Consider the following 12,050-nt stretch of genomic DNA (forward strand, 5'->3'; position numbering starts at 1 on the left):
CCGCGAATTTCACCACTCGCGGTAGGGGTCTGGAGAACTCACCGCATTCCGGGCGATCGGGTTGTGACTCCCCCTGCCCCGCCGCCACCGCCGACTGTGAAAGGTCTCCGTCCAGGGCCGATGGGGCGCGCTGTCTCAGCCGGTCCGTGTGCGCGAGGCGATTTCGCGGCCCGGAATGTCCGGAAAGGCGGAATCCTTTGGTAGCTGGGAGGTTCCGTGAAGATCGTTTTCCACAGGCGCGGGACGAACCTTGGGAGAAACACCCCCGCTGGGGATGAATTCGGCGGCAGGCTGCGGAGAGGACACCGGCGAGCGGGGCGCGGACACCCCCGTGTCCTGGCCGATCATCCTGTTGATGACCCCCGAATTCTGTGGATAACCAGCGATTTCGGGCGATCTCACAGCGCCCGGTGTGCGAATACTGTGGATATGACCATGTTTCGGCCGCGCGGGCCGATGCTGCATCCGCGAGTGGCGGTGCTGCGGCGTCCGTCGGGCGCGGTACAGCTGGGGTGGGATCCGGAGCGGGCGGTGGTGGTGCAGCCGCCCGGAATCGCCGCCGACCTGATCGCCGAATTCCTGAAGCTCCTGGACGGTCTGCGCAGCCATCCGCAGATCATCTGGCAGGCAAGCCGTTTCGGTATCCCGGCCGCCGACGCGCTACAGCTGCTGGCCGATATCGACCGTGCGGGCCTGCTGGTGCGTCCCCACTCCCGCGCGGAGACGGTGCGGACGCTCCACGTGCACGGCCGGGGTCCGCTGTCGGAGGCGATCGCCGCGGGCGTGCGGCGGCTGGGGCTGCGGCCGGGCCGGACGCGCGCGGCCGGTACGGAGCGGCCGGTGGGCAGCGGGGCCGATCTGGTGATCCTGGCCGACGCGCTGGTGCCCGAACCGCACCTCGTCAACGACCTTGTCCTGCAGCGCGTTCCGCACCTGCAGGTCCGCATCCGCGACGGCCGCGGCGTGGTGGGCCCGCTGGTCCTCCCGGGCGGCACCAGCTGCCTGCGCTGCGCCGACCTCACCCGGCGCGATCTCGACGCGGAGTGGCCGCACCTGGCCGCCCAACTGCTCGGCCGGGTCGGGTACGGCTCCCCCGCGATGATCGCCGCCACCGCGGCCCTGGCTCTGCGCGATGTCGAGATCATCCTCGGCGGCGCCGCCGATCCCGCGCCCCAGACGCTGGACACCACCCTCGAACTGGATCCCGACTCCCATCACATCGACCGCCGCTCGTGGCCCCCGCACCCCGCCTGCGGGTGCCGCGCCGTGCTCACCGCTCCACCGGGGGCTCGCAAAAATGACGGTTGCCGCGGCGGGCAGCGCGGGGACCGGTCGACGTGACGGGTGACACATCCAAGGGAGTGGGAACCGTCACAGAACCAGAGTGTGACCGATACCACCACTGTGAGAGGTCCATGAGTTCACCCGATTCCCATGGCACACCGCTCGGTCCGTCGGCCATGATGGTTGGGTGTCTGAGATTGTGCGACGTCGCTCCTCCCGCAATGCCAAGCTGGCCAAGATCCCGCTCGGGATCGCGGGCCGCGCGGCCGTGGGCTTCGGGCGCAAGCTCGCGGGGGGCGACCGCACCGAGATCAACGCCGAGCTGAACCAGCGGGCCGCCGAGCAACTGTTCGCCGTCCTGGGCGAGCTCAAGGGCGGCGCGATGAAGTTCGGCCAGGCGCTGTCAGTGATGGAGGCCGCGGTTCCCGAGGAATTCGGCGAGCCCTACCGCGAGGCGTTGACGAAGCTGCAGGCCGCCGCGCCGCCGCTGCCCGCTCCGGCCGTGCACCGCGTGCTGGACCAGCAACTGGGCACGGGCTGGCGCCAGCGGTTCGCCGCCTTCGACGACACCCCGGCGGCCTCGGCCAGCATCGGCCAGGTGCACAAGGCCGAATGGTCGGACGGGCGCGTCGTCGCGGTCAAGGTGCAGTACCCGGGCGCCGACGAGGCCCTGCGCGCCGACCTCAAGACCCTGAACCGGATGGCCGGCATGATCGGCGCGGTCGTCCCCGGCGCGGATGTGAAGCCGATCCTCGCCGAGATCACCGAGCGCACCGAGGAAGAACTCGACTACCGCACCGAGGCCGCCAACCAGCGCGCCTTCGCCAAGGCCTTCGACGGGCATCCCCGGTTCCTGGTGCCCAAGGTGGTGGCCAGCGCGCCCAAGGTGATCGTCACCGAATGGCTGGACGGCACACCGGTTTCCGCGATCATCAAGCGCGGCGAGGAGGATCCGGCGGGCACCGTCGAACTCCGCAACCGGGTCGCCGGGCTGATGGGCGAATTCCACTTCTCCTCGCCCGCCATCGTGGGCAAGCTGCACGCCGATCCGCATCCGGGCAATTTCATGATGCTCCCCGACGATCGCCTGGCGGTCATCGACTTCGGGGCCTGCGCGCCCCTGCCGGACGGGTTTCCGGTCATCCTCGGCCAGATGGTGGCGCTCGCGGTCGAGGATCGCTTCGACGAGCTGACCGATCTGATGTACGGCAACGGATTCGTCATCCCCGGCCGCCGGATCACCCATCAGGAGCTGGCCGACTACCTGCGCCCGTTCACCGATCCCATCCGCACCGAGTCGTTCCACTTCACCCGCCGGTGGATGCAGCGCGTCGCGGGCAAGGCCACCGACGTCAGCCGCCCCGAGATGAAAACCGGCATGTCCCTGCAACTTCCGCCCGAGGACATCATGATCTTCCGGGTGCTGATGGGGTCGATCGGCATCTGCGCCCAGCTCGACGCCGAGGTCCCCTTCATGAAGCTGATGCAGGACTGGGTGCCCGGCTACGCCGAATATCGCTCCGCCAGCTGATCTTTCACGCCGTATACCTCCCACAACGCACTGAACATTCACAACGCGACCTTGCGGATGATCTCTTCCGATCGTCATGAGGTAAAAACTGTGCTGTGCCCTCGCGGCGCCGACAATGAAGCCCGAAACCGTTGGGAGGCTGGGCGAGTGCACGCGAACAGTGAGGTACCGAGACGGCTCGGCCTGGCCGACGTCGTGCACAACCGGCGGCTGGCGGCCAAGCTGACGCTGGCGCAACTGGCCCAGCGCACCGCGCTCTCACCGTCGTTCCTCAGCCAGTTCGAGAACGGCCACACCAATTCCAGCCTGCGCTCGCTCCAGCGGATCGCGGGCGCGCTGGGCACCACGGCCACCGCACTACTGGCCGAGGCGAATCCGGCCCCCAGCGAGGCGGTGGTCCGAGCGGAGCCGAATCCCCTTCCGGCCCAGGATCTTCCGGACGAGGGCTCGAGGCGATCGCTGGTACACGGCCGCCGGGACCTGCGAGCCCTGGAATACACCGGCGGCACGGCCCGAGCCGACCACGATTCCACCCGCGACAGCGACGAATTGATCTACGTGGTGCGCGGCACGATCACCGTCCTGGCCGGCGGCGCGGAGACCGAGCTGTCCACGGGCGACTCCTACTACTGCACGGCGGGCGAGAGCCACAGCTGGTGGGCCCACACCGACGAAACGGTCACCCTTCTACTGTCCGTAGCGGACGGTCTGGTCGTCCGCCGTCCACCGCACCGGCCCCGCTGAGACCGGCCTCCACCCCGCTGAGACCGGCCTCCACCCGCACGCCCATCCCCACGCCCATTTTCCGGCACGCTTTTGGCCGGAATCCACTCGCCGCACAGTAGATTCCGGCCAAAAGCGTGCCGGAAAAAGATGACGCCCCGCCGGGGATGATGCTTCGCCGGAAAGCGGGCACCCAAAGGGCGAGCCCCGCATCTCGAACAGAGATGCGGGGCTCGGTCGGGATTCGAGTCTTGCGTAGCCATCACGCCACGGCGACCTTGCGCGGGCGGCCGCGGGGCCGCTTGCGGGCGATCACGACACCCTGGTCGAAGATCTCGCCGCCCCAGACCCCCCAGGGCTCCTGGCGATCCAGCGCCGCCGCCAGGCAGCCCTTGCGGATCGGGCAGGTGGCGCACAGTGCCTTCGCCTCCTCCAGCTGCGTGGGGCTCTCGGCGAACCACAGGTCGGGGTCGCCGACCCGGCAGGGCAGGTTGAGGGTGACCCCCCGGGTGCGGGAGGTCGGGGCCACGGTCGTGCAGCAGGTCACGCGAGGAACGGTCGCGGTCGACACGTCGTCTCTCCTTCAGCTCGTGCAGCGGTTGTTTCGTTTTCCGTGAAACCGGTGCCGGTGGCTGGAGAGCCGGTAAAACTATGGCCACGGTTTCGCTGTGCGCGATCCGTGGCCAGGAGGCTCAGGGTGGGTGTCCCCTACCTGAGTCGACTTCGATGTCGAGATCTGATCACGGTCGCTGGTTTGGTGCGGCGGAGGCGGGCTGCCGGCATACCGACCATCGGGTGGTCGGCCGCACCGGCATTGGCGAATGCGTCTGCGTGCGCATCGGCAAAGGCCAGATGCCAGCCCCGCTCGGGCTTGTCCGTCTCGATCGCATGCTGCGGCGCCGGCACATCGGCTCCGAGAATGCTCACGCCGGACAGGCCGGTCCCCTGCAAGGCGAGGACCCCCCGGGAGGCAGGCGCATAGGAAATCGCCGACGGCGCATTGCCGATCGAAGCGATGTACAAGGTGATGCTCATTGGTCTGCCTCCCTCCTAACTCGTTGTCCGATTGTTGACTGTGCGCGCCGGAATGCCCTCCCGGTGCGTGGTCCCCACCCTACGGGGGGCTTACACAACGGCACAACCTATTTTTCACCTGCAGTTTTATGGTCTTGCGCACCGGCGTGCGAGCGCACTATCGCTAGTACGTCGGCGCCGTACTGCCCGAGCTTCTTGGCCCCGATTCCGGGGATGGCCACCAGCGCGCGATCGTCGGCGGGCAGCTGCTCGGCGATCGCGGTCAGTGTGGTGTCGCTGAACACGACGAAGTGCGGGAGCGACAGTTCGTCGGCCTTCTCGCGCCGCCACTCCCGCAGGGCCTCCAGCAGGACCGGGTCGATCTCCGCGGGGCAGCGCGAGCAGCGGCCGAGCATGGTGGATTTGGTGCCCAGCAGCGGGCGGCCGCAGATGCGGCAGGTCGGATGCCTGCGCTTGCGCGGGTCGCCGGTGGGCTGGGCGATACGCGAGGCCGGGGAGTCGTCGGGCACCAGACCGGCGAGAAAACGGCTGCGGCGGCGCGTCTTGCGCCCGCCCTCGCTGCGCGCCAGCGCCCACGACAGCCGCAGATGTTCGCGGGCGCGGGTCACGCCCACGTACAGCAGCCGCCGCTCCTCCTCGAGGGCGGCCTCGTCGGCGACCGTGCCGCCGTCGCCGAAGACGTGTGCGATGGGCAGGGTGCCGTCGGCGAGGCCGACCAGGAATACCGCGTCCCACTCCAGGCCCTTGGCGGCGTGCAGCGAGGCCAAGGTCACGCCCTGCACGGTCGGGGGGTGGCGGGCCTCGGCGCGAGTGGCCAGCTCGCGCAGCAGACCGCTCAGCTCGAGGTCCGGATCGTTGGCGGCCAGTTCCTCGGTGAGTTGCACCAGCGCGACCAGGGACGCCCATCGTTCCCGGGCCTGGGCGCCGGTGGGCTCCTCGGTGGTCAGGCCCAGGCGGCCGAGGGCGGCGCGGACGAGGCTGACGAGCCCGGGGCCGCGAGCATCGGGCAGGTCGTCGCGGGCGGCGGTCTGGCGCAGGGCCTGGACCGCCTGCCGGACCTCGGTGCGCTGGAAGAAGCCCTCGCCGCCGCGCACCTGATACGGGATGCCCGCCTCGGTGAGGGCGTGCTCGTAGGCCTCGGACTGGGCGTTGATCCGGTACAGCACGGCGATCTCGGCCGCGGGTACGCCCCGGTCGATCAGGCGGGCGGCGGCCTTGGCGACGGACAGGGCCTCGGCGGGCTCGTCGTCGTATTCGGCGAAGGCGGGCTCGGGACCGTCGGGCCGCTGGCCGATCAGCTGGAGGCGGGTGCCCGCGATGCGGCCGCGCGCCGCGCCGATCACCCGGTTGGCCAGCGAAACCACCTGCGGGCTGGAACGGTAGTCGCGCTCGAGCCGGACCACCGTGGCGTCGGGGAAGCGGCGGGAGAAGTCGAGCAGGTGATTCGGGCTGGCGCCGGTGAAGGAGTAGATGGTCTGGTTGGCGTCGCCGACGACGGTCAGATCGTCGCGGTCGCCGAGCCAGGCGTCGAGGACGCGCTGCTGTAGGGGGGTGACGTCCTGATATTCGTCGACGACGAAACAGCGATAGCGGCCGCGGAACTCCTCGGCGACGGACGCGTAGTCCTCCAGCGCGGCGGCGGTGTGCAGCAGCAGATCGTCGAAATCGAGCAGCAGGCCGTCCGGAGTGTTCTTGAGCTGCTCGTACCCGGCGTACACGGCGGCGACCTTGCCCGCCTCGTACGGGATGTCGCGGCGCAGGCGCCCGGCGGTCGCGGCGTAGTCCTCCGGGGCGACCAGCGAGGCCTTGGCCCACTCGATCTCCGAGGCCAGATCGCGCACGCTCTCGGTGGAGGTGGGCAGGCTCGCGGTGCGGGCCGCCTGCGCGACGATCGGGAATTTGCTGTCGATCAGCTTCCACGGGACGTCGCCGACGATCTGGGGCCAGAAGTAGCGCAGTTGCCGCAGCGCCGCGGCGTGGAAGGTGCGCGCCTGCACCGTATTCGCCTCGCCGCCCAGCCCCAGGCCACGCAGGCGAGAGCGCAACTCCCCGGCGGCACGGGCGGTGAAGGTGACCGCCAGCACCTGGTCGGCCCGGACATGGCCCGCCGAGACCAGATGCGCGATGCGATGGGTGATGGTGCGGGTCTTCCCCGTGCCCGCGCCCGCCAGTACGCACACCGGGCCGCGCGGAGCGGTGACGGCGGCGGCCTGCTCGGGATCCAGTCCGTCGAGCCGCAGCGCGGGGGTGGGGGTCGATGCGGGCACGGGCTCCATCATGACAGTGCGGTACGACAGAAAACCGACCCCCACGCATTACTGTTCGCTCGTGGCCTCGGACTCACCGATTCGCGAACCGGAACACGCCGACCGGCACGCGACCTGGATGGAGCTGTTCTTCGACCTGGTCGCCGTGGCCGGAATCGGCCAGCTGACCCATCTCCTGCACCATGGTCCGTCGCCCTCCGATTTCGCCCTGTATGCCGTTGCGTACCTGGCCTTCTGGATGGTGTGGGCGTGCGTCACGCTCTACGGCGACATCGCCCGCGATCAGACCCGGATCGCACTCATGCTGGCGGCGATGCTGGGCCTGGGCCTGATGGTGGCCGCGGTCGCCGGTATCCCGGAACGGCATTCGACGACCTTCGCCGCGGTGTACGTGGTGGTCCGGATGGTCACCGACCAGGTGTGGGGGCGCGGGCGCGTGGTGGTCGACTGGCCCACCGCGCAGTTCGGCGCGGGCACGCTGCCGTGGATCGTCTCGCTGTGGGTGCCCGAGCCCTGGAAGTACTGGCTGTGGGCGGCCGGGCTGGCGGTCGACATGTGGGTGATGTTCGCGATCAGCGGCGAGCGGATGATGGCCGGCGCGCAGGAGGCGCTCGACCGCCGCCTGCGCCGATCCCGCCGCTTCGAGGGCAGGGAACCTCCGAAACTCGAGGCGCTGCACGCCGATCCGGCCCATCTCGGGGAGCGGCTGGGCCTGTTCGTGATCATCGTGCTCGGCGAGGGCGTCATCGTGGTGGTGGACGCGGTCGGCGGCGTGGCCTGGACCGCGCGGGTGCTCGCACTGGGCCTCGCCGCGTTCGTCGTCCTCACCGGCATGTGGGCGCTGACCCTGAACTTCGGCATCATCCCGCGCATGATGTCCGGCACGGACCCCGCCGCCGCGCTGCCGAGCCGGCACATCATGGCCCAGCACTGCTGGCTGACCGGGGCGATCGCCACCGTCACCGCGGGCCTCGGCCTGTCCCTGGATCACGTCGGCGGACATCTGACGACGGGTATCGGCTGGGTGCTGGGCGGGGGCGCGGCCGCCTACTTCCTGATCACCGGCCTCGGCGGCGCCCACAGCGGCGCGGGGTGGCGCTGGACGATCGCCTGGCCGATCCCGTGCGCCGCCCTGGCCGTCCTGCTCGGCGCCCTCGGCCCGCACCTCGGCGCCCTCTGGCTGGTCTGGGGCCTGGCCGCCCTGATCCTCTGGTCTGTCGCCTGGGAGACCCACGCGCGGGGCCTCTGGCCGCGGCGCCGCGAGCGGCGATAGATCCCGGCCAAAAGCATGCCGGGATCAGTACGGGAGGCATGCCGGGAACGGGGCGGGAGGCATGCCGGGAACGGGGCGGGAGGCATGCCGGGAACGGGGCGGGAGGCATGCCGGGAACGGGGCGACGGGCACTGGGGGCGCCCGCGGATCTAACCGCGCAGGTGGCGGAGGGCGGTGGTGAATCCGGCGGTGCGCTCGCCGAGGGGTGCGAAGAATTCGTGGTCGCAGGTCTCGACCGCGACGATGGCCCGATCAGCCAGGGCCACACCGGCTTTCGTGGCGACCAGGGATTTCGCGCGCCGGTCGTGCGGGTGGTCGCGGCGCTCCACCAGGCCCTTCTGTTCGAGGGCCCGCAGTACCTGCGACGTCATCATCGGATCGGTGGCGGCGTGCGCCGCGAGGTCGCGCTGCATCACCGGCTCGCCGCCGGTCGCGTCGGCCAGCCAGGTGAGCGAGGCCAGCAGCACGAATTGCACGTGCGTGAGACCGAACGGGGCCAGGGCCGCGCGCTGGGCGGCCTGCCAGCGGTTGGTCACCTGCCACAGCAGCAGTCCGGGGCTCTCGTCGGCGTCGGCGAATTCGGAGCGCAGTCGATGCCTCACGCGCCGACCATAGCCCGCGAGATGACGGCGAAATCGTGGGCGCTCAGCTCGACGAGCCCGCGCCGCAGCACCACGCCCCAGTGGGGTGTGCTGGTGAGTTCGAGGTCGCCGCGCAGCTCGTCGATCGGGGCCTCCCGCGCCTCGGCCGCGTACGTGACCGCCCGCCGCCAGGGCCGGAAGTCACCGCCCTGATCCTCCGCCTGCCAGACCGGCCGGTCGTCGATCGTGCCCAGGGCGGTGAACGCCTTGACCGGCGCGCCCTCCCGCATGCCGGTGCGGGGCGAGTAGTACACCAGCCCGTCGCCGGGGCGCATGCGCTCGGCCGCGGCGCGCTTGCCGTGGTTGGCCTGCGCGATGCCCAGTTCGACGCCGCGACGGACGTGGTCCCGCGAGACCACATTGAGCCAGTACCTGGTCATCGTTCCTCCTGCGTTCCACAGATAGTATGCATGCATACTATCTGTTCGGTCGATACGGGGAACAGGTTCGGCACTGTCGATGTTGAATGCTGTCGTGACTGCTAGCGACCTGACCATGTACTCGACGACCTGGTGCGGCTATTGCCGCCGCCTCAAGAAGCAGCTCGACGAGGCGGGCATCACCTACACCGAGGTGGATATCGAGCAGGACCCGGCCTCCGCCGAGTTCGTCGGAAAAGTCAACGGCGGCAACCACGTGGTGCCGACCGTGAAGTACTCCGACGGCTCGACCGCCACCAACCCGAGCCTGGCCCAGGTGAAGCAGGCGCTGGCCGCCATTTAAGACCATGGCTCCCGTGTCCCGGCATGCCTTTGGCCGGGATCACCCCTCCGCAGCCCACGACTCCACAATGCTGCGGGCGATCGAGATGGACCCCGGCAGGAACAGGCGCTGCTGTTCGGCATTCCCCGAGACACCGGTCGGCGCGCCCCACGCGCCGGCCGACAGGGCCTGCCGCACGTCGGCGCGCGTGAACCAGTACGCCTCGGCGATCTCGCCGTCGGTGAAGGCCAGCGGCTGTTCCGGATCGGCGACGGCCGCGAAGCCGAGCATCAGCGAGCGCGGCAGCGGCCACGGCTGACTGCCCAGGTACTGGATGTCGCGCACATCGATGCCGACCTCCTCGCGGATCTCGCGCTGCACGCACCGCTCCAGCGACTCCCCCGCCTCCACGAACCCGGCCAGCAGCGAGAACATCGTCTCCGGCCAGGTGTGCTGACGGGCCAGCAGCACCTGGTCGCCGCCGTCGTGCACCAGGCAGATCACCGCCGGGTCGATGCGCGGGAACTCCTCGTGCCCGGCCGCGCTCACCCGCGTCCAGCCGCCGTTGGCGGGTGTGGTCGCGGTGCCGTCGGCCGCGCTGAAGCCCGCCCGCTCGTGCCAGTTCAGCAGGGCCAGGGCGGTGGACAGGATGCCGAGGGTGACGTCGTCGAGGTGCAGGGTGCTGCCGACCACGCGCAGGTCCATCAGCGTGCCGTCGATATCGTTGTCGCGCACCGCCCACAGGTGGGCGCCGCCGTCGACACCGAGGAACACCGCCTCCGGAACGGGCTCGGCCGCCAGCGTCTCCGTCGATTCCAGCAGCACCGAGTCACCCTCGACGCGCACCTGACCGCGGCGGTTCATCCGCAGCAATCGTGCCCCCGGCCAGCCTTCCTTCAACGCCTTGTCGTCCGATCGCAACTCCTCGGCGCGATCGAGCGCGGAACGCGACAGCAGCGGAACGTCTTTCAGCCGAAATCCAGACACGATCCGAGCGTATAGGGCCGGAGCGACAGGAGCGGAGGCGGCAGCCTGCACACCATCCGTTACTTGTGCACGCGGCGGATGTACAGCAGCCGGTCGCCCGTTTCCAGGGCGTCCACCTCGGGCTCGTCGACGCGGATCAGGTCGCCGCCGCGGACCACGCCCAGCACGATGTCGCGCAGGTGCCGCGGGGAGCCGCCGACCTCGTCGGGATCCACCTCGCGCTCGGCGATGGCGAAGCCCGCCTCGGGCGTGAGCAGGTCCTCGACCATGTCGACGACCTTCGGCGTAGTGGTCGCGATGCCGAGCAGGCGGCCCGCGGTCTCCGAGGACACCACCACCGAATCGGCGCCCGACTGCCTCAGCAGATGGACGTTCTCGGCCTCCCGGATCGACGCGACGATCTTGGCCTGCTTGTTCAGTTCGCGCGCGGTGAGCGTGACCAGCACAGCCGTATCGTCGCGGTTGGCGGCCACCACCACCGAGGCCGCGTGCTGCACGCCGGCCAGCCGCAGCACATCCGACTGCGCCGCCGATCCGTGCACCGTCACCAGGCCCGCGGTGGCCGCGCGCTCCAGGGCCACGGGATCGGTGTCGACCACGACGACGTCGCCGGGCTGCACGCCGTCGCCCAGCATCGCGTCGACGGCGGTGCGCCCCTTCGTCCCGTACCCCACCACCACGGTGTGATTGCGCACCTTGTGCCTCCATCGCTGAATCTTGAACACCTGTCGGGACCGCTCGGTCAGCACCTGCAGGGTGGTACCGACCAAGACGATCAGGAAGAGGACCCGCAGCGGGGTGATGACGATGGTGTTGATCAGCCGGGCCTGCGGAGTGATCGGCGTGATATCGCCGTAGCCGGTGGTCGACAGCGACACCGTCGAGTAGTACAGCGCGTCCAGCAACGACAGGTCGTCGCCTTGATTGTCGTGATATCCCGAACGCCCGAAATACACCACCAGCGTCGCGCCGGCGAGCAACGCCATCGCGAACACGACGCGACGAGTCAGCGAAGCCCAAGGGCTGGTTTGAATCTCGGGTATTCGCAGAATGCCGACCAGGGCGTAGTCGGGACGGTCGGTGAGTCGGCGCAGACCGCGCGACTGCTCATCGAACACGGGTATCACCGATCCTGTCCTGCACCACGGATCCGCAGCGTACCGGGCCGACGCCGGCTCGACAGCACGGCACGCGGGTGGCATCGTGCAGACATGACCTCCGACTCCACCGCACGGCCGCGTCGCGCGCAACTGATGGCCGCCGCGCTGTTCGGTATGGGCACGTTGCATTTCGTGGTGCCGGGCCCGTTCGATTCGATCGTGCCGCCCGCCCTGCCCGGAAAGGCGCGCAGCTACACCTACTGGTCCGGCGTCGCGGAGCTGACCGTGGCGACGACGCTGGCGCTGCCCCGCACGCGACGGCTCGGTGGACTGCTGGCGGCCCTGCTGTTCATCGCCGTCTACCCCGCCAACGTCCAGATGGCGGTCGACAGCGTGCGCAATCCCAAGGCGCCGACCGCGCTCAAGGCGATCTCGATCCTGCGGCTGCCGCTCCAGTTCCCCATGATCCGGCAGGCGTTGAAGGTGCGCCGCGAGGCGGCCTGATCC

13 protein-coding genes are annotated in these 12,050 nt (G+C 70.0%); 6 read left to right on the forward strand and 7 right to left on the reverse strand.

Going from position 1 to position 12,050, the window contains the following annotated elements; translation table 11 throughout:
• Window positions 1–429: 429 nt before the first annotated feature.
• From ON41_RS24470 to ON41_RS24480, 3 genes are all read left to right on the forward strand, one after another.
• Window positions 430–1,341: a hypothetical protein gene (locus tag ON41_RS24470; protein ID WP_063709946.1), complete on the forward strand. Its 912-nt coding sequence runs from the start codon at window positions 430–432 to the stop codon at window positions 1,339–1,341.
• A gap of 130 nt (window positions 1,342–1,471) precedes the next feature.
• On the forward strand, window positions 1,472–2,815 hold the full coding sequence (locus ON41_RS24475; protein ID WP_040750108.1) for an ABC1 kinase family protein: 1,344 nt from the start codon (window positions 1,472–1,474) through the stop codon (window positions 2,813–2,815).
• A 147-nt stretch (window positions 2,816–2,962) separates the two neighbouring features.
• The gene (locus tag ON41_RS24480; RefSeq protein ID WP_040750109.1) at window positions 2,963–3,559 is read left to right on the forward strand and encodes a helix-turn-helix domain-containing protein; all 597 of its coding nucleotides are present in this window, start codon (window positions 2,963–2,965) and stop codon (window positions 3,557–3,559) included.
• Window positions 3,560–3,800: 241 nt separating this feature from the next.
• Here ON41_RS24480 and ON41_RS24485 read toward each other — a convergent pair whose 3' ends face one another.
• The 3 genes from ON41_RS24485 to ON41_RS24495 form a co-directional block, all read right to left on the reverse strand.
• Window positions 3,801–4,085 (reverse strand): WhiB family transcriptional regulator, encoded by a 285-nt coding sequence (locus ON41_RS24485; protein WP_051162398.1) that lies wholly within the window; start codon window positions 4,083–4,085, stop codon window positions 3,801–3,803.
• Between the two features lie 161 nt (window positions 4,086–4,246).
• The gene (locus tag ON41_RS24490) at window positions 4,247–4,573 is read right to left on the reverse strand and encodes a hypothetical protein (protein ID WP_040750110.1); all 327 of its coding nucleotides are present in this window, start codon (window positions 4,571–4,573) and stop codon (window positions 4,247–4,249) included.
• A 107-nt stretch (window positions 4,574–4,680) separates the two neighbouring features.
• Entirely contained in the window at window positions 4,681–6,849 is a 2,169-nt protein-coding gene (locus tag ON41_RS24495; protein ID WP_051162400.1) for an ATP-dependent DNA helicase UvrD2, read from the reverse strand.
• A 52-nt stretch (window positions 6,850–6,901) separates the two neighbouring features.
• Between ON41_RS24495 and ON41_RS24500 the strand changes: the two genes are divergently transcribed.
• Entirely contained in the window at window positions 6,902–8,113 is a 1,212-nt protein-coding gene (locus tag ON41_RS24500) for a low temperature requirement protein A (protein WP_083905607.1), read from the forward strand.
• A gap of 149 nt (window positions 8,114–8,262) precedes the next feature.
• Here the strand turns inward: ON41_RS24500 and ON41_RS24505 are convergent, their stop codons facing one another.
• Together ON41_RS24505 and ON41_RS24510 are read right to left on the reverse strand one after the other, a co-directional pair.
• Complete coding sequence (locus ON41_RS24505; RefSeq protein ID WP_040750111.1) at window positions 8,263–8,715, reverse strand: MarR family winged helix-turn-helix transcriptional regulator; 453 nt, start codon at window positions 8,713–8,715, stop codon at window positions 8,263–8,265.
• Entirely contained in the window at window positions 8,712–9,134 is a 423-nt protein-coding gene (locus ON41_RS24510) for an EVE domain-containing protein (protein ID WP_040750168.1), read from the reverse strand. Before ON41_RS24510 ends, ON41_RS24505 begins: the two co-directional genes overlap by 4 nt.
• A gap of 94 nt (window positions 9,135–9,228) precedes the next feature.
• Here ON41_RS24510 and ON41_RS24515 point away from each other — a divergent pair, with 94 nt between their 5' ends.
• Window positions 9,229–9,477 (forward strand): mycoredoxin, encoded by a 249-nt coding sequence (locus ON41_RS24515; protein WP_040750112.1) that lies wholly within the window; start codon window positions 9,229–9,231, stop codon window positions 9,475–9,477.
• 39 nt (window positions 9,478–9,516) lie between these two features.
• Here the strand turns inward: ON41_RS24515 and nudC are convergent, their stop codons facing one another.
• Window positions 9,517–10,443, reverse strand: coding sequence for an NAD(+) diphosphatase (gene nudC, locus ON41_RS24520; RefSeq protein ID WP_040750113.1), 927 nt, complete (start codon window positions 10,441–10,443; stop codon window positions 9,517–9,519).
• A gap of 59 nt (window positions 10,444–10,502) precedes the next feature.
• Window positions 10,503–11,561, reverse strand: coding sequence for a potassium channel family protein (locus ON41_RS24525; RefSeq protein WP_040750114.1), 1,059 nt, complete (start codon window positions 11,559–11,561; stop codon window positions 10,503–10,505).
• Window positions 11,562–11,654: 93 nt separating this feature from the next.
• Here ON41_RS24525 and ON41_RS24530 point away from each other — a divergent pair, with 93 nt between their 5' ends.
• Window positions 11,655–12,047: a DoxX family protein gene (locus tag ON41_RS24530; protein WP_040750115.1), complete on the forward strand. Its 393-nt coding sequence runs from the start codon at window positions 11,655–11,657 to the stop codon at window positions 12,045–12,047.
• Window positions 12,048–12,050: the final 3 nt, after the last annotated feature.

The organism is Nocardia transvalensis NBRC 15921 (assembly GCF_000308875.1).
In the GTDB taxonomy this organism is placed as follows: domain Bacteria; phylum Actinomycetota; class Actinomycetes; order Mycobacteriales; family Mycobacteriaceae; genus Nocardia; species Nocardia transvalensis.

What these genes read in the sequence shown, in the direction of transcription:
- ON41_RS24495 (WP_051162400.1), bottom strand. Translation starts at nt 6,849, where the DNA reads ATGGAGCCCGTGCCCGCATCGACCCCCACCCCCGCGCTGCGGCTCGAC.
- ON41_RS24470 (WP_063709946.1), top strand. Translation starts at nt 430, where the DNA reads ATGACCATGTTTCGGCCGCGCGGGCCGATGCTGCATCCGCGAGTGGCG.
- ON41_RS24530 (WP_040750115.1), top strand. Translation starts at nt 11,655, where the DNA reads ATGACCTCCGACTCCACCGCACGGCCGCGTCGCGCGCAACTGATGGCC.
- ON41_RS24490 (WP_040750110.1), bottom strand. Translation starts at nt 4,573, where the DNA reads ATGAGCATCACCTTGTACATCGCTTCGATCGGCAATGCGCCGTCGGCG.
- ON41_RS24510 (WP_040750168.1), bottom strand. Translation starts at nt 9,134, where the DNA reads ATGACCAGGTACTGGCTCAATGTGGTCTCGCGGGACCACGTCCGTCGC.